Source organism: Ruegeria sp. YKSF57, from assembly GCF_059612585.1.
In genome coordinates this window covers 1-19,422 of sequence record NZ_JBXWQW010000008.1, presented here as the reverse complement: position 1 = coordinate 19,422, position 19,422 = coordinate 1, and the positions used below count along the sequence as shown (strand labels likewise).

Annotated in this window: 20 protein-coding genes and 1 pseudogene; 5 read left to right on the top strand and 16 right to left on the bottom strand. The window is 61.3% G+C overall.

Features of this window, described 5'->3' with window-relative positions:
• Positions 1 to 89: 89 nt before the first annotated feature.
• A pseudogene (locus tag AC2FLX_RS04905) lies at positions 90 to 264 on the bottom strand (IS3 family transposase); the annotation flags it as partial.
• 64 nt (positions 265 to 328) lie between these two features.
• Complete coding sequence (locus AC2FLX_RS04900) at positions 329 to 1,348, bottom strand: AraC family transcriptional regulator (RefSeq protein WP_274837732.1); 1,020 nt, start codon at positions 1,346 to 1,348, stop codon at positions 329 to 331.
• Between the two features lie 175 nt (positions 1,349 to 1,523).
• Here AC2FLX_RS04900 and bla point away from each other — a divergent pair, with 175 nt between their 5' ends.
• The 5 genes from bla to AC2FLX_RS04875 all read left to right on the top strand — a co-directional run bounded on the left by bla (position 1,524) and on the right by AC2FLX_RS04875 (position 8,227).
• Positions 1,524 to 2,558, top strand: a complete 1,035-nt coding sequence (gene bla / locus AC2FLX_RS04895) for a class A beta-lactamase (protein ID WP_274837731.1) — start codon at positions 1,524 to 1,526, stop codon at positions 2,556 to 2,558.
• A gap of 112 nt (positions 2,559 to 2,670) precedes the next feature.
• Complete coding sequence (locus tag AC2FLX_RS04890) at positions 2,671 to 4,176, top strand: serine hydrolase domain-containing protein (protein ID WP_496875386.1); 1,506 nt, start codon at positions 2,671 to 2,673, stop codon at positions 4,174 to 4,176.
• 100 nt (positions 4,177 to 4,276) lie between these two features.
• A complete protein-coding gene (locus tag AC2FLX_RS04885; RefSeq protein WP_496807590.1) occupies positions 4,277 to 6,040 on the top strand; it encodes an amidohydrolase family protein in 1,764 nt (587 codons plus the stop codon).
• A 463-nt stretch (positions 6,041 to 6,503) separates the two neighbouring features.
• Positions 6,504 to 6,947: a DUF2541 family protein gene (locus AC2FLX_RS04880; protein WP_496807589.1), complete on the top strand. Its 444-nt coding sequence runs from the start codon at positions 6,504 to 6,506 to the stop codon at positions 6,945 to 6,947.
• A gap of 5 nt (positions 6,948 to 6,952) precedes the next feature.
• Positions 6,953 to 8,227: an MFS transporter gene (locus tag AC2FLX_RS04875; protein ID WP_496807588.1), complete on the top strand. Its 1,275-nt coding sequence runs from the start codon at positions 6,953 to 6,955 to the stop codon at positions 8,225 to 8,227.
• A 340-nt stretch (positions 8,228 to 8,567) separates the two neighbouring features.
• On the opposite strand, the gene AC2FLX_RS04870 is transcribed toward AC2FLX_RS04875, so the two are convergent.
• The 14 genes from AC2FLX_RS04870 to AC2FLX_RS04805 form a co-directional block, all read right to left on the bottom strand.
• Complete coding sequence (locus tag AC2FLX_RS04870) at positions 8,568 to 9,644, bottom strand: TrbL/VirB6 family protein (protein WP_496807587.1); 1,077 nt, start codon at positions 9,642 to 9,644, stop codon at positions 8,568 to 8,570.
• 12 nt (positions 9,645 to 9,656) lie between these two features.
• Positions 9,657 to 10,070 (bottom strand): hypothetical protein, encoded by a 414-nt coding sequence (locus AC2FLX_RS04865; RefSeq protein ID WP_496807586.1) that lies wholly within the window; start codon positions 10,068 to 10,070, stop codon positions 9,657 to 9,659.
• Positions 10,067 to 10,261, bottom strand: a complete 195-nt coding sequence (locus AC2FLX_RS04860) for a DUF4177 domain-containing protein (RefSeq protein ID WP_012187154.1) — start codon at positions 10,259 to 10,261, stop codon at positions 10,067 to 10,069. Before AC2FLX_RS04860 ends, AC2FLX_RS04865 begins: the two co-directional genes overlap by 4 nt.
• A complete protein-coding gene (locus AC2FLX_RS04855; protein WP_138578398.1) occupies positions 10,258 to 11,244 on the bottom strand; it encodes an ATPase, T2SS/T4P/T4SS family in 987 nt (328 codons plus the stop codon). The genes AC2FLX_RS04860 and AC2FLX_RS04855 overlap by 4 nt, the downstream gene beginning before the upstream one ends.
• A 4-nt stretch (positions 11,245 to 11,248) precedes the next feature.
• Positions 11,249 to 12,628 carry a TraB/TrbI/VirB10 family type IV secretion system protein gene (locus tag AC2FLX_RS04850; RefSeq protein WP_496807621.1) on the bottom strand — a complete coding sequence of 460 codons (1,380 nt, stop codon included), beginning with the start codon at positions 12,626 to 12,628 and terminating at the stop codon, positions 11,249 to 11,251.
• Entirely contained in the window at positions 12,625 to 13,320 is a 696-nt protein-coding gene (locus AC2FLX_RS04845; RefSeq protein WP_496807585.1) for a TrbG/VirB9 family P-type conjugative transfer protein, read from the bottom strand. Before AC2FLX_RS04845 ends, AC2FLX_RS04850 begins: the two co-directional genes overlap by 4 nt.
• A gap of 2 nt (positions 13,321 to 13,322) precedes the next feature.
• The gene (locus tag AC2FLX_RS04840) at positions 13,323 to 13,976 is read right to left on the bottom strand and encodes a VirB8 family type IV secretion system protein (RefSeq protein ID WP_496807620.1); all 654 of its coding nucleotides are present in this window, start codon (positions 13,974 to 13,976) and stop codon (positions 13,323 to 13,325) included.
• Positions 13,977 to 13,993: 17 nt separating this feature from the next.
• Positions 13,994 to 14,803 (bottom strand): type IV secretion system protein, encoded by an 810-nt coding sequence (locus AC2FLX_RS04835; protein ID WP_496807584.1) that lies wholly within the window; start codon positions 14,801 to 14,803, stop codon positions 13,994 to 13,996.
• Complete coding sequence (locus AC2FLX_RS04830; RefSeq protein WP_496807583.1) at positions 14,800 to 15,957, bottom strand: lytic transglycosylase domain-containing protein; 1,158 nt, start codon at positions 15,955 to 15,957, stop codon at positions 14,800 to 14,802. The genes AC2FLX_RS04835 and AC2FLX_RS04830 overlap by 4 nt, the downstream gene beginning before the upstream one ends.
• Positions 15,947 to 16,114 (bottom strand): hypothetical protein, encoded by a 168-nt coding sequence (locus tag AC2FLX_RS04825; protein ID WP_496807582.1) that lies wholly within the window; start codon positions 16,112 to 16,114, stop codon positions 15,947 to 15,949. The genes AC2FLX_RS04830 and AC2FLX_RS04825 overlap by 11 nt, the downstream gene beginning before the upstream one ends.
• A complete protein-coding gene (locus tag AC2FLX_RS04820) occupies positions 16,111 to 18,474 on the bottom strand; it encodes a VirB4 family type IV secretion/conjugal transfer ATPase (protein WP_496807581.1) in 2,364 nt (787 codons plus the stop codon). Before AC2FLX_RS04820 ends, AC2FLX_RS04825 begins: the two co-directional genes overlap by 4 nt.
• Positions 18,464 to 18,742, bottom strand: coding sequence for a VirB3 family type IV secretion system protein (locus AC2FLX_RS04815; RefSeq protein WP_008327373.1), 279 nt, complete (start codon positions 18,740 to 18,742; stop codon positions 18,464 to 18,466). Before AC2FLX_RS04815 ends, AC2FLX_RS04820 begins: the two co-directional genes overlap by 11 nt.
• Positions 18,735 to 19,028, bottom strand: a complete 294-nt coding sequence (locus AC2FLX_RS04810; RefSeq protein WP_496807580.1) for a TrbC/VirB2 family protein — start codon at positions 19,026 to 19,028, stop codon at positions 18,735 to 18,737. Before AC2FLX_RS04810 ends, AC2FLX_RS04815 begins: the two co-directional genes overlap by 8 nt.
• Positions 19,025 to 19,422, bottom strand: a 398-nt coding sequence (locus AC2FLX_RS04805; RefSeq protein WP_496875385.1) for a lytic transglycosylase domain-containing protein, incomplete at its 5' end; no start/stop codon positions are given. The genes AC2FLX_RS04810 and AC2FLX_RS04805, both read right to left, overlap by 4 nt.

Genomic DNA, 19,422 nt, shown 5'->3' with positions numbered 1-19,422 from the left:
ACGCCAAAAAACAACGGAAGATTTCTCCCCAGTTTATAGGTTGAGCGTAAACACGCGACGCGACCTCCCGCCCACTGGTCCCTCAGTGATAATGAAGGTCTGCAAGTTGGGTCTGGGTATACGGGTTGCCCGTCTTGCGCAAGCGCCGGGCGCAAAGACTTCAGATTGCTCAAGCGTCCGGCACACTTACAGCGGTGTCTGGTTGCCCAGCGATGATTGCGGTCTGACCGTGTTGTAGTCATAACGCCAGAAACGGCTCTTCCGCATTCGTCTGCTCCTTCAGGTGCACTTAACATACATCACCGTGAGGGATTTTTGCGGGGGCAGATTAAACCTGTTCGGGCTTCGATTCTGCCCTGAATTGTGTCGGCGTCATACCGGTCCACCGCCTGAATGCCCGATCCAGGGCGGCGGGGCCTGAGAGGCCAACTTGCAAGGTGATTTCCGTGATCGGCAGTGTCGTGTTCGACAAGAGGTCTTTGGTAATGCTCTGGCGCACGTCGTCCTTCATCTGACTGTAAGAGGTGCCCTGTGCCCACAATATGCGCTGGATCCGTCGTGGATGCTGGCGGCAGATCGAGGCAAAATCGTTTAGTGTCAGATCCTGATAGGCGATGTTGTCCCTCAGAATGCCGCGAAGATAGGAAAGGGTCGCTTCGCTGGCGCCATCTGTGGTAAACTCCCCTCGTGACGTCGTCACCAAGTCCCAGTCCAGCGAGAATGGTGCCCAAAGCCAGTGCGGCGGAAATGAAATCCGCATTCCGTCGATCTGGGATGTCACGAGCGCCTGTTTCGGAAGAAAACCCGGCAGAAGCCCCTGGGTAGTCGGTACAGTGATAAGAATATCTTTTGGGTCGAAGGCTTCTCCGATCCCTTTCTTTATCAAAGTCACATAAAGTGCGACGCCGACTGCATCCAACTGTTTTGACGGCTTGGTAACCTTCACTGTGCGGTGAATGTCGAAGTTTACAATGCCGGGTGTGATGGAAACGGAGTACCGCACGTTATCTACCTGCTTTGAGACTTCCACCACCAGTCGGGACAGAAAGTCTCCCAAATTGAGAGCATGGGTCGCTGAGTCCCGGAACGCGGGCGTTCCTTTCCTCGCTGTTTCGATTGCCACCTTTGCGCCAAAATACGGATCGCCGAGAGTGTCCGCCATATCCTCTATCGCGGAATAACAGGCAGACGCGTCAACCAGCATCGCAGGGTCGGTCAGCGTGCCGACGGGAATGCCGTTTCGGACCAGGAGCGCTTCAATATCGCCGCCCCGCAAGGTGAAGGCCTTTGCGAACGGGGGCAAAATCAACATCCCGCGCGTGAATCTCGGGCTAGATTTCTTGCTCATTCTTGCTGCTCCCTCAACGTCCTGAGGTTAACCTTGTGGCACAAGTTTATGACAAAGGTGGCATGAGCTGCAAATAGGTTGCGGCTCGGTCATGTTAATCAACAAGCCGTAAACCATGAGACTCGGGCGATGGCCACGCGGCCCTGGCGATCTCGGAAAGCATTGGAGCCTGAAAATGTCGAGGAAAAACACCGGAAAACCCAAAAAACCCCTTTTGGTAGCAATACTTATTGCCGGGCTGATGACAGTCTCGGCGGCGACCTTCGGCCCGGCATACGCCCAGACAGCGGACGGACAGTCCGTTGGAGCCGCGATCGAGCGGGTCGCGGCGAAACTTGCCGGGCGCATCGGCTTCGCGGCACAGGAAATCGGCGGCGACGACGTCATCGCTTTCAATGGCGATGAGGCCTTTGTCATGGCCAGCACCTACAAGGTTGCGATCGCGGCTGCCGTACTGGATCGCGTGGACAGGGGGGAACTCAGCCTCGAGCAGATGGTCGACGTCACACCCGACATGATGATGATCGGGGATGCGGCGCTGAGCGACACATTCGTGCACCCCGGGCTCCAGCTTTCGGTGGCGAACCTGATCGAGATCATGATCACGGAGAGCGACAACACGGCGACCGACATCTCGATGGGACTGGCCGGCGGACCCGCGGCAGTGACCGAATATCTGCGCAAGCTCGGGATCACCGGCATCAGGGTCGATCGGACGACTGGCGAGATCATCGGGGATTTCTATGGCCTGCCGGGACCGGCCACGATGAAAGTCGCCACTGAGGCCTTTGTGACCCGACCGGAGCTCATGACGATCATGGGTGACCGCAATCTGGACTTCGAGGCGGATCCGCGCGACCAAGCAACGCCGCTTGCGATGCTGCAACTCCTGCTTGCCATCGACAGCGGCGCGGCGACAAGCGCAGATAGCCGCGACTTCCTGATTGACGTCATGTCGCGCACGCGCACCGGCGCTGGCCGGCTCAAGGGCCTGCTGCCCCGTGGAACGCCCGTGGCGAACAAGACCGGAACCATCGGGGGCGTGGCCAACGACGTCGGCTATATCACGCTCCCCGACGGTCGTCGGTTTGCAATCGCCGTATTCACCAAGAGCAGCGAGACATCCGAGGCGGACAGGGATCGGGCAATTGCCGAGGTCGCCCGGTCTCTGTTCGACTACTTCCACGTCGGGCAAATGGCGAAGCAGTAAACGGGGAAACTTCGCCGTGCAGACTCTGCCAGCGCGATCCTGCCCGGCGAAGACAGAATTCTCTGGGAAGAGCCTTCGTTATCCCGTCAGAAGAAATCCAGTGAAACATCCAATGCAAAGGAAAAACCCGGTGAAGAACCTAATGAAACCACTACCTGCTCTGCTTGTTTCGTCGCTACTGTGCGTCACACCGGCACTCGCACAGCAGGCCATGACACAGGAAGAGGGCCAGGCGACCTTTGATGCGGTCCTCGCCGAAACTGCTGAGCTGATCAAGGAAATGAACATCCCGGGGCTTGGTGTCGGGGTCATCCATGGGCCCAACACCTACAGCGCCGGCCTCGGCATCACCAAGGTAGGCACCGACGAGGCCGTTACCCCTGATACGCAATTTCAAATTGGCTCGGTGACCAAAACCTTCCTGTCGACGGTGGCCCTGCAGCTGTCCGAACGGGGCGAGCTGGATTTGAACGCGCGTGTCGTCGACCTCCTGCCTTGGTTCAGGGTCGCGGATCCGGACGCAACGGCGAAAGCCCGGGTCGTTGACCTGTTCCACCATCGCGCTGGCTGGTATGGCGACCATGGGTTCCTTCGTGTTCCTCCGGGTGGATCGATCAGCGAGAAGGTCATGCTCCAGGCGTCTTACGTCGAGCAGATCTATCCGTTCGACCAAACCTGGATGTACAACAACACTAGTATCACCTTCGCCACCCATGTGGTGTCGCATGCCGGCGGAGAGCCGATCGAGACCCTGATCGATGAGAACCTGTTGGCTCCACTCGGCATGGAGTCGTCATCCTTTAACTACGACCCCACCCCGCCGGCGGAAAACTACGCATGGGGTCACCCGCCGATCTATGGCGAAGGTAACATCAGCGATCTCAAGCCGTACTACATTCCGTTGATCAGAGAGTCCGCAGCCTCCGGCGCGCTCCGGTCGACGATTAACGACATGCTGAAATACGCCCGCTTTCAGCTGGACGGCAAGGACGCCGCCGGGGACCAGCTGCTGTCCAAAGAAGCGCTGGACTATGCCCACGCTCCGGCAGTGGAGGCTGCGGCCGGCGACTTTACCGGGTTGACATGGTTCATCCACGATTACGACGGGGTCACCAGCCCCAGCCACGGCGGGAATTGGCCCGGCACGCGTTCCTTTCTGCAGCTGATCCCGGATCGCGAATTTGCCGTGGTGGTTTTGGTCCACAGCGATCGCGGATCCGAGGCCTACAAAAAAGTTGCGAATGCAATGGTCAAAGCCTTCACGGGAATCGAGGCCGACTCTCCTGTCGCAGCGGGTGTTGATCCGGCTGTGCTCGAACCCTTCGTCGGCGTCTTCAAGGGTAATTCCCAAAACATCGAGATCCGCAAAGAGGGCGACAAATATGTGTTTGTGCAGTTCTCCGCATTGACAAGCGGATCGGATCCCGCGCCGGCCAATGTGGCCAACACGGCTGATGGCTATTTTATAATCACCGAAGGCCCGAACGAGGGCGCTATTGGCGAATTGCTCGAAGATCCTTCCGGCGAACTCAACTACGTGCGCTTCAACCACCGGATCTTCATTCGGGGCGAAGGGGCCGTCGATGAATTCGACCTCTCCGGATCGGTCTTCGAATAACCGGGGCGATCCCAGCCACGGATCAGGTGGAGGGTCGATCCTGCACAGTGCAGATCGAAGCCTCCACCGAACCCGCTGCATCGACACCATGAGGCGTCCAATGCAGCAACTAAACCTAAAGAACCTGACTGCGGCGCGTGGCGTCGCCGTCAGCATCGCACAACCGAAATGGGGAGGAGAGAACAACATGAGCGAGAACGAGATCACCCGCAGGGAGTTCAACCTTGGTGTTGCCGCGGGTGCGGCCGCCATTGGGTCCGCCGGTAGAGCCTTGGCGCAGACGAGGGAGCCATTCGACCTCGTGATCCTTGGCGGGCGGGTGATGGACCCCGAGACCGGGTTTGACCAGGTCGCAAATGTCGGCGTGCGCGCAGGTCGGATCGCCGCTATCACAGTCGAACCGCTCGAGGGTGGCCGCCAGATTGACGCCGGCGGCCATGTCGTTGCGCCCGGCTTCATCGACACGCATTTTCACTGGCCCCGGCCCATGGGCAACAAGCTCGCACTGCTCGACGGGCGAACGACGGTTATGGACCTCGAGATCGGGACGCTCGGGACGATGGTGGATGACTGGTACGCAGAGCGCGCCGGGACCAACCAGATCAACTACGGCTGCGCCAGCTGCCACGAGTTCGCGCGTACCTTGGTGCTCGACGGCATCACGACGATCGATGCGCCCGAGGCCATGAACCATCGCGGCTCGGACAAGTCTGGCTGGTCCCATACCCGCCCGGACCTCGAGAAGGGCAACGAGATCCTGCGCGTGCTCGATACAGGTCTCGCCGCGGGCGCGGTCGGCATCGGCTCGACGCTCGGCTACATGCGCGACGGCGCATCGGCACGCGAGGTCTTCGAGATCCAGCGCATCGCCGCGGCTTATGGAAGGCCCTGCGCCTTCCACTTCCGCTACACGCCCGGCACGGACACGAGCGAAGCGAACGGTATCCAGGAGATGCTGGCCAACGCCGCCGCGCTCGGCGCGCCCGCCATCGCCTGTCACTTCAACAACCCCGGTTACAACCTCGTGCACGAGCTGCTGGTGCGGATGCGCGCGCAAGGCCACAACATGTGGGGCGAGCTCTACCCCTACGCGGCGGGCTCGACGGCGCTGAACGCCGTCTTCCTCGAACCGGAGATCTGGGTAGATCAACTCGGCTACAAGTACGAGGAGACCATCCAGGATGCGCTGACCGGGGAGTGGTACACGCAGGAGAGCCGCACGGAGATGATGGCGCGTGAGCCCGCGCGGCTGGTGCTGGCCTACAAGATGCCTGAGAGCGCCATCCTCGACTGGCTGCGGCTGCCTGACGTGGCGATCGCGTCAGACGGAATGCCGATCCTCGACGACAGCATCACATGGGATACGCCCTTCGAGGATCTGCCCAACAGCCACCCACGCGGGGCCGGCAGCTGCGCGCGGACGTTGCGCATGGGGCGCGAGAACGGCATCCCCCTGATGCAGAGCGTCGCCCAGCTCAGCTGGAACTCGGCGCGCCCGCTCGGTCTTACGGGGCTGAAGGCGATGCAGGAGCGCGGGCGGATGCAGGAGGACATGATCGCCGACATCACGATTTTCGACCCGGAGACGGTGAGCGACAACGCCACCTACGCACAGGGCAATCTGCCGTCCTCCGGCATTCCCTTCGTGATCGTCAACGGCGTGGTGGTGGTCGATAGCGGCGAGGTGCTGCGCGGCGTGAACCCAGGCCAGCCGATCCGCAACGAGCCGCAGGAAAGCTTGTTCGAGCCACTGGACGTCGATGCATGGACACAGGCCTTCTACGCTGTTCCGCAGGACTTCGGTGGCGGCGTGCCGAACTCGCAACCGGCCTACGACCCGCGCGTGATCCCGTGCTGCGAGTGACGCTGCATAGGGCGAATTGCTCGAAGATCCGTCTGGCGAACTCAACTACGTGCGATTCATCCACCGGATCTTCATTCGGTCCGACGGGGCGGTCGACGAATTCTCGCTCTCCGGAACTGTCTTCGATTAACCGGGGCGACAACAGCCACGGATCAGGTGGAGGGTCGATCCTGCGCTGTGCAGGATCGAACTCTCCACCGAACCCCAAGACCGTGACAGCGGCGGCTTTGCCGCCGGCGTCGGATTGCGCGTTCGGATGTCCCGGAAATTCGGCCTCGATTATGCGACCGACTGCGCGCGAAACGACGACCAAGAGGATTTCCTTTACGTCACATTGGGCCAGCGTTTCTGATCGCAGGGATCAGGACCATTCCAACCGGCGCGTGGCACAGTTCGATACTTGCTGAATGCAAGACGGTGATGCAGAACCTCAAGAGATGAGCCAGCTCGAAGGGATAGAGGAATGACTCAGACACCCATCAACAGTCTCGGTTCTCCGGCGAAAATCCATCGCCGCGGATTTATTGCACTTGTCTTGGCTTTTCCATTGGCGGCTCGCGCAGATTCGTCGTTGGGGGAGGGTTGGATCCTGCTTGGAGAGAGCAGGGTCAACCTTATCAAGAATTTCAGCATTGTTCCGGTCACGTTGGCAAAAGGGCTCTTTACGGGCCTTGTTGTCGAAGCCGTAGACAAGCCGATCTTCATCGAAAGCATAGAGGTGACGTTCACCAACGGGGAAACATCCGAGCTTCGTGTCCGGTCGATCATTGCGGCCGGAAGCCGGACCCGCAAGATGCTCCTGCCCGGCCTGGTGCGCGGCATTCGGACCGTGAAGATCATCTACAAGCGCATTCCGACGGGTGGCAGCGCAACGGTCCGAATCTACGGACGAAGCAGCGGCGCCTGATCTCGATGAGAGTAATCAATAAGCAACTGCTCACACTTCGCGCGCTTTTCGCCGCGATGGCCTCGATCCAGTTGGTCACGGCAGCGTCCGGAACGCTTGTGGCCCTCGACTTCGCAGAGTCCGGCGCCTCTCAGGAAGCTGCGGCGCTCGCGCCGGCATTCTACTCGCTCGGCTTCCTGGTCGGCTGTTTTCGTACGTCCAAGTGGATCACACGGATCGGCCACATCCGATCGTTCGCTGCCGGCGCGGCGATCTGCATAGCGTCGGCATTGATCTTCGCCTTGACCGAATTCGTTCCGGTTCTGCTTGGCGTGCGATTCACCACTGGCCTTGCGACGGCTGCGCTATTCGCCATCGGAGACGCCTGGGTCAGCCAATCGGCGGATGGAAACAGCCGAGGGCGCTTGCTGGCCATCTATGCAATGCTGCTCGGCGCCCTTTCCGTCGGCAGCCAGATCATGATCCCTGTCCTTCCCGACGATATCAATGTCGCGTTTGTGGTGGTTTCGTTACTGTACTGCCTTGCGATCGTCATTCTGACAGCCGCCCGGACTGATCCGCCATCGGCGCACGCTGATGCCTCGGTTCGTCTCAAGGCGGTGTTCCGGGATTCCCCGACCGCCTGGCTCGGTTCGTTCACGGTCGGCATGGTCGCAACCACTCTTCTCAATGTTGGTCCCTATCGAGCGGCCACCCAAGGTATCGACGCCGAGGAGATCGCGCTGGCCATAGGGGCTCTTTATCTGGGTCGCATCGTTTTCATGTATCCGTTGGGATGGGCGTCAGACTTCTACGATCGACGCAGGATAATCGTAGCGAACGGCTGCGTGGCATCTGCCGTGTTGTTGTACCTTTCAATCGCCGGTTCCGGAGACGGCTCGGGTTACAGGGCCGTCTTGGGGACTAACCTGCAATTGGTGCTTCTTGGCTTGCTCTTTGTCCTCGGAGGCGCACTTCTTACTGCATACTCTTTGCTTGTTGCTCATGCCATGGATCGCACAGTTCCAGTTTACGTTGCGTCGACCACAGTCACCTTGCTGTTCGTCTGGACAATGGGCGCCGTCGCCGGACCCCTGCTGGCGAGCCTGGTTTCGGCTGCATTCGGAGACGAAGCCGCGAGTTGGCTGCTCACTTTTCTGATGGTGAGCTACACGAGCTACGTCCTCTTCAGGCTCAAAAGAGCGAAGGCCTCGGACAGAGCCGAGAAGACCGCCTTCGTATCGACCGAGACGAGCAGTCTGGAAGTTGCACCGAGCCAGAAGAAAAAGGCTAAGACATGAGCCTGCGGGCCCCGCCTTCGATCTCGTTCGGGCTCACATCAAGGGGTCTTGGCGGTCGGAGCCACCGTGATGCCTGGCGGATGTGGCGTCTCAATGTGGAGAAGGTTCGACGCCAGACCTATCCCCTTCAACAGTCGCCTGTCAAACCTCTGTTTGTAGGGAGCTCTCGGATTTCTTCTGGAGGAACGGTCAGACAGTCCTACGAAATCAGGCCTATAACCAGTGAGAATGTGCAAATCGTGTGCAATTCGAATTCAAGGATCGCAAAGCGTTATGAACCGGACATTGGTGCAAGTGCAGCAAAATAGTAGTTTCTCACACGTTGTGGCCATTAGACACGTCACCGTCGTCCAAGCCGTCCCAATCTCGCCAGCTGCGCCAACATTTTTGACCCTGAGTCTGCGGACCCTGTGCCGCCTGCGGAACTCGTCTGCCCCATGCCTTGCCTTGCAGGCATCTGCTGCACGCCAAAGAACTGCCGCGCCCTGAGGGCTGCGTATTCTGCGCCGCTCGCACCGCCGATCAGATAGCGGTTGTAGGCTTGCTGGCTGCCTATCGCTGCGCGAGCGAAGCTGTATCCGCCACCAAGGCCTCCGGAGAGGGCAGGCATCATGATGTTGCCGGAGATCGCGCGGACGATGAAGGGTGTTGCGATTATGAACCCTTTGGCCATGAGCACCATCATAAAGAAGGGTATGAGCGCGCCGATGTTGGAAGCCCCTTCCGGATCACCCAACTCCCCGATGAGAGCCGAGGCCACCCCGGTGATGGTCGCGAAGACCCCTGCGATCACGATAGGGTAGATCGCGAAGGAGATGAGTGCGGATAACCAGCGCGCGAAATAATCCTTGGTCACCTCGAAGAGGGTCAGGAAAATCATCACCGGGGCAATCCCGATCAGAAGCGCGATCATCAGTCGGGAGGCCACGAGGATGAAAGCGGCCAGTCCGCCGAGGATCGAGAGCAGAAGCACACCGACGATGTCGAGCATGGCGCCAGCCATCCAGTTCAGCTCGGACCCGGCGGCATTCAGGTAATCGCCGAGCTCGGCGATCAGCCGGTCGAATTCTTCAGCGAAAGTTCCAGAAGGCCCCGGGCTGCCGCCGCCGACGGAGGCCACGAGCGCGCCCGCGATACTGTCGATCCCATAGAGAATGGCAGACGAGAAGGCGTTGAACTGCATCCAATTGGTCGCGAATATCCCGATGAGCCCGATCTTGACCGCGAGCCAGAAGGCTGTGTGCCCATCCATGGCCCGATATTGATAGATCATGTTGATGCCAACGAGGATCACCACCAGCGTTGTTCCCAAAACCAGGAGCGTGCCGACCGTTGCCGCAACCGCACCAAACTGGGTCTCAGCAGCGGTGTCGAGATATGCTTGGGAGGTTTCAACGAAGTAGGTGATGACACTCATCGCGGCGCTGCCTTACCAATTGCCTGCGGCGTCGCAGATGGCCTTGGCGGCAGTTCGGGCGGCGTTGGCGCGGCGGTTGTAGCTATCCGAGGCTTCGAGCATCTCCCATCGTTCGTCGCTCGCGTGGCGCTCATGAAACACGGCCTCGGCCGCGTCCCAGGACGGGAACCGGGTCGCGCAGTCGCAGTTGCCGATCTCGACGACCCGCTCGAGATTCTGGGCGCGATAGATGTCCTGAACCAGAACCCGCTGATAGGCTTGGCGCCGGGGGATCTCCTGCATCCACACGGGTTCAGCGGGCCGGTCCGGACAGACGTCGAAACTGCGATCGAGGGTCGGCACGAGATTGCGCTCAGCGAAGCCGGGTGCCGGCGTCAGGCCCAAAACCAGCGCGGTCAGTACGAGGGTACAGCCCGCATGCCTCATGCCGTGGCTCCAGCGGGTGTGGTTTCGCGCTTCAGGAAAACGGTGTGCCCGATATTGGCGAATTCCGAAGTGCTGATCGACACCACCTCCCACCCGTCTGCGCCCTTCTCGTTCAGGCTGGCCTGCATGTCGGAGAGGCTGGTCTTACGGGTCATGGGAAAGGACAGGATATTGTATTCAAACGTCTTCATGGGGAAGTTCCAATCTCGGTTGCGCCGGGGAGGTAGAATTCCGTGATGCCGCGTTTGCCGTCATGCCGACCGGCCTGGATGATCACGTCGATGGAATTCTCGATGTACTGGATCATGTCGGCATAGGTCATCGGGATCTCGGTCTTTAGTGCTGCGATCGCGAGGCGCTGCACGGCCAATTGCGGGGTTTCGGCATGGAGCGTGGTCATGGAGCCGCCATGGCCGGTGTTGATCGCCTCGAGGAAGGTCATGGCCTCCTTGCCGCGCACCTCGCCCAGGATGATCCGGTCGGGGCGCATGCGCAGCGTGGCGGTGAGAAGCACATCGGCGGTCTGGAATTCCGCGTCGCGATTGGCGATGAGGGTCACGGCATTTGGCTGGGTCGGAAGAAGCTCGGCCGCTTCTTCGATGGTCACGATGCGTTCCTCGGCCGGTACGTGAGAGAGGATCTTGCGCGCGGCGACGGTCTTGCCGGTGGAGGTGCCACCCGAGACGATCATGTTGAGTTTGTTCTCGACGCAGAAGGCCAGCGCATCATCGATCAAACCCGCGGCCACCACGGCGCGCAAGGCGCGCTTTTTTTCGACGCGCAGGTCTTCGAGCTTGCGCTCTTTTCCGTAGAGGAAATCGAGCGCAATGCCCTCGAGTGGCAGGCTTGAGAAGAACCGCAGGCTGATCGACATGGCCGAGAGCACGGCGGGCGGGGTGATGACCTGTGCGCGGATCGGGCGCCCCTTGTAGGTGATCGAAACCGAGACGATGGGGCGGTCCTTGCTCATCGTGGTATTTGCGGATGAGGCGATCTGGTTGCCGAGGTCCCTGACCTGAACGCCGGTCAGCCTCTGGTCCAGCGCGCGCATGAAATGATCGCCCTGGAATTCGCCCCAACAGGTGCCATCAGGGTTGATGCAGATCTCGATGACATCGTCGCGAGCGGCGGCGTTGATCCGGTCGAGCGAGGTTTCGAGATAGCTCAGCGACATGGGCTCAGAATATCTCCAGATCGCGGTCGACCATGACCGTGACGCGGGCGCCCTGGTCGACATAGATGACGGGGCCGATGGAGAGGTAATCGCCGATGACGCTGTCCGTGGCATCTGCCAGATCATCGCCAACGTCTTCGAGAGCCTCGGCGGCAGTCTCATCCTGGGCTTCGGAGGCGGCGGCACTGGGTGCTGCGGAGATCAGCGAGATCAGGGCGGCCGACCCGAAACGCTCGGCGAAGCGTGTGTCCACGAAACCGGTGACGCCAGAACGGCCCAGTTCATCACCTCCGAAGGAGCTGATCTGGACGGTCTGGTTGTCGGGCAGGATGATCCGGTCCCAGGCGATCGTGACGCGGCGCTGCGCGATATCGACGCCAGTGCGGTAGCGCCCGACGAGACGGGATCCGCGGGGGATCAAGAGGCGCACGCCATCGACGCTGTAGACATCCTCGGACACCACGGCACGGGTCTGGCCGGGCAGGGAGCTGTCAAGGGCAGTTTCCATGACGGCCTGGATCATGGTGCCCTGTAGAATCGTGTTGGAGGGATTGGCGATCACCTCGGCCTGCGTCACGGTGGAGGGCAACGCACCGTTCAGCACGAAATCCGTCACCTCGCCAAAAGTGCGTTCGGTCAGAGCCGTTTCATTCGCTCCGGACGTGCCGCCAAACGCGATGGTGGGCGAGGCGATGCGCCGCTCCTGGAAGGCGCGTTCCTCCGCGGCGCGGCGCTCCAGTTCGGCCATGCGCCGGCCTTCTTCCTCCCGGCGCAGTCGCTCTTGCTCGCGTGCGCGCAGCTCATCTTCCGTGGGGCCCGCTGGCGCGGCTTGGGGTCGGCTGGCCTCGAGTTGGGCCAGTTCCAGATCCATGCGGAGTTGCTCAAGGCCGCGATCCCGCGCCGTCAGTTCGTCCTGGAATCGTTGCTGTGCGGCTTCCGAGGCGGCTTGTAGCGCAGCGATCTGAGCGGTCAGCGCGTCGATCGCCTCTGCGGCGGCGGTGTCTTCCTCGACGACCGGTTCGGGGGCGTTGCGCAACTCCTCGATCTGAGCCTGCAGGGCGGTGATCTGCGCCAGAAGCTCCGCGTTGGGCTCGACGGGGTCTGGTCCGACGAACACAACCTCGGGCTCGGGCGGGGGCAAGGTCTCGATGGCGCCGAACCCGTCGCCTTCGTTCTGGAACACGTCCGGTGTCGCTGTGGGCAGGGCTTCCTCTTCCTCGGGTTGGGACAGGTGATAGAGTAGGGAGCCGCCAGCGGCTATCACGAGGACAACGGCCAATGCGAGCAGTGGCGAGCGCCGAGGGGTAGGGGGCGATGCTGCGCCTTTGCCTTGCTCGAGAGCAGCGAGGCGTTTCTCAAGTTCCGCGTTTCCAGTGTCGCTCATGATCCCACCCCCGCAGGCGGCGTTGCCTCGATGCAAACCACCTCGTCACCGATCCGCAGCACCCATTGACTGTTCACCCCGGAAACCCGGATCACGCCGTCCTCGGTAGCTTGTGTGTTGACCGTCCGTTCTCGGCCATTCGCGTAGCGGAAGATCGCAGGCACCGGCGCGTTCTGCGGAAATTCGAAATACGTGAACGTCCCGTCATCCCAGATGCGGGTTGGCGTGAACTCGGTCCGCGCGCTGGCACCGTAATTGTAGTTTGGTGCTTGGGCGGCGATGGCCCGGGTCGGGCGCGCATTGTCGTCCGGATAGCGGAACTGCACCACGTAGAAGGTTGGGCTGCGGACCTCCTGGACGTTGAAATAGTAGCTCCGCCTGTTCGTGTAGATGGTAACGTTTGTATGGACACCGCGCGCCACCGGCTTGATCGCGAAGGCCTGACCGCCGGGCACGCCGTCAATCTCGAAGCCTTCCGTGTCGCCGGCGATGATCGAACGGATGCTCTCGCCTTCGCCGAACTCGATGGTGGTCACATGCGTGAGCGAGACATTGAGGCGATAGACCTGGCTCTCCTGATAGGTTGCCAGCCGCACACGGTTGTCATTGGGTCCACCGCGCGGGATGGCTTCGGCGGAGGCAAGGCCGGGCAACAGGGCAATGACAAAAACAAGCGATCTTGTGAACAACAACGTCAGTTCTCCAATCTGTCGGAGCGGATGGAATACTCGAGGACCGTGAAGCCGAAGGGGTTGGTCCAGACCTCATCGATGGAGCGACGGGTTTCGGGGCTGAACTCGAAGAGAAGCGTGGCGGTGAAAAGGCCTGTCTGGACGCCGTTGATGGAGGTCAGGCGCTTGCGCAGGCGCACGGTGGCGCGGTTCGTACCGATCCGGTTGATGCTGAGGATTTCCACATCAAGCCGGGCATTGGGGCCATAAACTGTCGGCGGGTAGTTCTCATTGGCGCTGTTCCAGATCTGGCGCAGCCCGCTCTCGGCAGTACCATCCGAGCGGCGCAAGACGCTGCGGATGCGCAGATCGTTGTCGAGCTGGTTATAGACCTCCCGGTCGGCCACATAGCGGAACACCTCCGCCTCGATGATCGCCTGGTTGGCTGTGACCGATGTCGCGCCCACCGAGGCCTCCGGCAGGGCAAAGCCGGTGGCGGGATCATAGGGCACGACCACAGGTGGCGGATCTACATCGAGGATCGCGACAGCCGCCGCGCTCAGGCATCCGAGAATGCCAAAGATGAGCCCGATGAGACCAAGGCGCTGCCAGAGCCGTTCGCGGCGCAGCGCGCCATAGACCAGCTCTTCCTCGATGATTTCATGTTCAGTCGCCACCACTCATGCCTCCACAATCAATCTGCGCGCAGATCCGGCAGCGTGAAGTCCATGAAGCGCTGCTCTTCGGCAATGGTGGCAGCATCGATCACGCCACCGGTGCCATCGCCCACGGTCTGCACCGCTTCGAGCTGCCACATAGCGACAAGCGCGATCGCGAGTTCCGCCGTGACGCGCGTGTTGAGATCGATGCTTTCCTTGAGTTCGTCCATGTCATCGATCAGCCCGACCAGCCGGTCGACACGTTCCAGCGACTGGCCGGCGTCCTCATAGCTGTTCTGGGCGGCGGCCGAGACGAGTGCGCCGGTTGTGGCTTGGGTTGCCACGCGATTGGCTCCGGGATTGCCGCTCGTGGCCATTTTCGAGAGGGTGTCCTCGTCAAAGCCGAGATCGGCCAGCACCCGGTCCATCTGTGTTTCAATCTCGCCCGCGCTGGAACCAGAGAGGCCAGAGAAGTCTCCGGTCTTGATGGCTTCGATCGTCGCAAGGATGTCGCCGAACTCCTGATCGAGCAAGCCGTTCAGCTCGTCCTCCATCTCGGTGCGGATGATTTCCGGCAGTTCGGCGAGGCGGGTGAGGGCTTCATAGGTGCGTTGCAGCTCCGCGAGTTGGTCCGTGAGAGTGGCAAGCTGTTCACGGAGCTGCGTCAGCTGCTCGTTTTGCAGGATCTCGTCTTCGATCATCTGCCGGAGCTGCTGGATGTTTTGCGCGATGTTCTGAGTGTCGACGACGGGCACACCTTGCGCCTGGGCAGGGGACAGGGTGCCGACATGCAAACCGATCCCAAGCGTCGTGGCCAAGGCCGTTCTCACGAGCAAATCTCTCATCGGTCTATCTCCCTGATCGTGAATTCCATGAACGCGCCCTCGGCCATGCGAGCGCTGGCCTGGGCCAACTCTTCGGCGGAGAGCACGCGGGTCCGCGCCGCCTGTAGCCGGATGCGCGCGGCGACGAGACGCACGAGTTCAGCGCGGGCATAGGTGTTGAGCGCGATGCTTTCTTGAACATCTTCCGTCTCGGAAATCTGCTCGACGATATCCGCAATGCGCAGGGCGGCCTGTCGGATCGCGGCGGGGGAGTTGTTACCATAAAAGGCGGCCCCATGCCCGGTGATCGAGAGGTTGGCATTGGCCAGTAACGCCGGATCAATCGTGCCGAGCGCTTCGATCCCGCCGATACGGCTCAGGTACAGATTATAGCGTTCGGGGATGACCTGAACGTAATGCAGTGTCTCGGCGAAAGGCGGCACGCCCCCATATTCGAACACGCGGCCTGGTCCGGCGTTATAGGCGGCGAGTGCATTGATGATATTGCCGTCGAAGGTGTTGAGCTGGGCCGCGAGATAGCGCGCGCCGCCATGCACCTGTAGGTAGGGGCTGTCATAGTATTCCGGATTGATACCGAGATCGCTGGCGGTGCCAGGCATGATCTGGGTGAGACCGAAGGCGCCGACGGGTGAACGGGCACCGATAGTGAAGCGGCTTTCCTGCCAGATAAGAGCCTGCAGCAGAGCCCGCCATTGAACCGGGGAGAGACCAGCGCGGCCAACACCGGCAAACCCGCTGGTCTCCTGAGCGACGCGGATGATGAGCTGCTCGATATTTTCTGCCGCATCCCCGAACATCTGCGCGCCGCCGGGATTGGGATCGATTTCGGCATTGCCATAGACGGCCTCGACGGAACGGTTCGGGTCGCCGCTGCCACTTTCCAGCCGGGAGACCATGGCCGGCAGGCCCTGACCGCCAAAGCTGGTCTGGGCATCGAGGATGCGCTGCAGTGTTTCCAGCTGCTCCCGTTCGATCTCGGCGATGAGTTCGCGCACGGCAAGCTTGTCCGCCTGAACGGCCAAGTCGGCCTCGCGATCGCCGGTCTCGACGATATCGCGCGCGGTCAGCCCACTGTCATTGGTCGGCACGCCTTGGGGCGAGGCGAGACCGGGCAGCAGGCAAAGGGCCAAGATATGGGGCAGGCTAGACTTCAATGTCGTCCTCCGGTGCGCCGAGGGGCGTGAAAGTGCAATCCGGCGCGACGGGGGCCGTTGAGGCGAGGAAGGTGAAGCAATTGGCCTGCGGTTCCTGATACTGGGCGCAGGAGGCCAAAGCGCCGAGGGCGGCAAGCAATAACAAGATACGGATCATGAAAGCCTCCAGAAGTCCGGGCGGTTGCGGTAATCGGCGCCGACAAGCGCCTCGCCTTTTTCCATGCCGCCGAGGATGGTGAGATTGGGCCCGAGGGCGCTCAGATCGGCATCGACGACGATCGAGCCCTGGTCGTCGCGGATGAGCGCAAGGCGGCTGTCGCTGCCGGTGTTGAGAAGCACATCGAGTTCCTTCTCATAGAGGTTCAGCATCGCGTAATCGGCGGCATGGGCGCGGATGTTCGGAAGCAGGATTTGTGTGGGCACCGCTTCGACGATGGTCTTGCCGGTTCGGGTGCGCTCGAGCTGGCTGGCGTATTGCGTCATCATCACCGCAACGGTGTTCTGCTTGCGCGCGGTCACGAGCCAGTTCGACAGCCGCTCGGCGAAATACGCGTTATCGAGCGCCTTCCAGGCCTCGTCGATGACGATGATGGTGGGGCGGCGATCCTCGATCTCGCGCTCAACCCGGCGGAAGAGATAGGAGAGGACCGCCATGCGTTCCTTCTCGGCCTCGCTGTCGAGAATGCCGGTCAGATCGAAGCCAACCACATCGCCCTTCAGCGAGAAGGTGTCTTCCAGCGTCTGTCCGAAAATCCAGCCGTAGCGGCCCTCTTCGGTCCACTCGAGCAGGCGCTGGTGCAGATCGCCGCCATCATCGGTGGACACAAAGAGCGATGCGAAATCCCGCCAGTTGCGCAGGGCCGGGTTCGTGGCTTGTGCGTTCTGGCGGACGACTTCCTGGATGCGGTTGGTCTGCGCCGGCGTCAGCGGCTTGTCGGAACGATAGAGTAGGGTGGCGAGCCAGTCCGACAGCCATGCTGTGCCGCGACTATCGGTTTCGGTCCAGAGTGGGTTAAGGCCCGTGGGCTGCCCTGCTTTCAAAGATGCATAGCGCCCGCCATTTGCGCGGACCGCCATCTCCATACCGAGACGGTAATCGAAGACGAAGATCCGCGCCCCTGCTCGACGGGCCTGTGTCATGAGGAATGCCGACAGCACCGATTTGCCAGACCCGGGCCGTCCCATGATGAGCGTATGCCCGCTGGTCGGTTCTTTTTCGGGGCTACCCTGTTCGTGATAGGAAAACCGGTAGGCGCTTTGTTCGGGTGTGGGCAGATAGGTGATGACCTTGCCCCAGGGTGTTTTCCCTGCCGGCTTGCCGAGTTGGGTCCGATGGAACGCCGCGAAATCCGCGAAGTTGCGATTGGTGACGGCGCTTGCGCGCACCCGTTTTGGCTGGTTTCCGGGATGCTGGCTGAGGTAATGCGCCTTGGCAGCGACGCGCTCACCGATCATCTTAACACCTTCGGCGGCGGCGGCGTTTACGATCTCGGCGCTAAGAGTCTGCAATTCGTCCAACGTATCGCAGAAAATCGTCACGACCATGTGGTGCTCGCCGAAGCTCTGCCGCTTGGCCTCCAGATCATCGGCAGCGATATCGAGGGCTTCCATGAGCGAGAGGGCCGCGTCCTGGCTGGCCTGCATCTGGCGCTTCTGGCGCTTGATCCGGCCCGCCATGAGGTTCGAATTGATCGGCGTGAAGGAATGCGTGACGATCATGTCGACCGGCAGGTTCAGCATGTCGAACATGGTGCAGGAGGTGCCTTCCGAGTATTCCCCGATGGTGAAACTCTTGCCGTAGCGGTGTCCCACGACGCCTTCGGAGAGTTCGAAGTGATCGCCTTGAAACGTCACTCGCGTGTTGGCGACGTTGAAGGACAGGAAGCCATAGGTGTTCGCCGGATAGAGCGGCAGTTCCTGGCCAGTGTTGAGGGCCCCTAGGAAGCCAATCAACTCGCCGGACTTGGCCGAAAGCACACGTGGGTTAAGCTCCGTCAGGCCAGACAGGAACACGTTCACGGCCTCGCCCAATCGGCGAAGGCGCTTCTCGGTCGCTTCCTTGAGGCGATCCGGCGCGCTGCGGTTCAGGAATGGCAGGACGCTTTTTGGAGGCGGGCGATGGATGATCGTAAGGGTGAGCGTCTTGTCGCGCAGCCCGCTGGTCTCTAGCTTCTTGCGCCAGAGCCGGTCGACTTCTCCCGCGAAACTGTCCTCGCGCAGCGGCTCGAGGTCCGGCGTGATCGCCTTCGAGACCTTATGGACGTAATAGCTGAACTCCGGCCCCAATTGCGCAATGATCCGGGCAAAGAGCGCGGTCACCTTGTCGAGATAGGCGTCATCGGTCGTATAGCTATTGACCCCGTCGAGCCGGATGCACTGGAAAAGCTCGTTGACCCGGGTCCGCACGGTCTGGTGATCGACGAGGCTCACATAGGGCAGCATGTGCGCGAGGCGGGTCTCGCGCGCATACCACTCCGGCGTCATCGTGCGGAGATCAAGCGCGGCTTCACGGGGCATAGCTGTCCCCGCCGTGGATGGAGCGGTTCCGCGTGGGCGGCGTCTCTTGCAGCGCCGTCATCATCACGTCGATGAAACGCGGATCCCAGTCCGCGGCCTTCCAGAGAACCGGGTAGAGCAGGGCGGCTACGCCCAGCACCGCAATGTGCTGGACCCAGACGAACAAGAGCACCGAGCCGAAAAGCCAGACCATCGCGTACATGATGGGCAGGCCCAGAAGCTTCGGCGGGCGCACGAGGCCCAGAAAGAGAGGCGAGCGCTCAGCCACCGGCGAAAACCGCGGCGACGATGGTGGGAGCGGCCGCAACACCAGCGATCCCGACGAGGACCCAGAGCGCCTGACGCAGATCGATGATATTGAAGAACCAGCTCAAGAAAACGCCCAGCACGGCAAGCGTGGCGATCACCACACCAAGCGGGCCGGTTAACGCATCGACGATGCCCTGCAACAGGCTCTGAATCGGTGAGAGATCGATGCTTTGTGCGAGGGCCGGTTCGGCAAGGAGCAGGAAGATCGCCAGTGAGGCGACGAATAGGTGTGAGATCTGTCTCATGAATTTGATCCTTCCAATCGGGCGACGACGGCCATGACACGGGCCACGTGGTTCTGGGTTTCTCGGTAGGGGGGAATGCCGCCATACTGGCGGACCGAATCCGGGCCGGCGTTGTAGGCAGCGAGGGCAAGACGCGGATCGCCGAACGTCTCCAGCATCATCGCGAGGTATCGGGCGGAGCCGTCGAGGTTTTGTTGAGGGTCACGCGGGTCAACGCGGAGATCGCGCGCGGTCGCGGGCATCAATTGACCAAGGCCAATTGCGCCTGCACTCGAGATCGCATCCTGCCGGTAGGCGCTCTCGACCTCGATATTGGCGCGGTAGAGGGTCAGCCAACCACGAACCGAGAGATCCGCGCGGCGCAGCCCGGGATGCCCGGCGTAGCGTAGCGCAG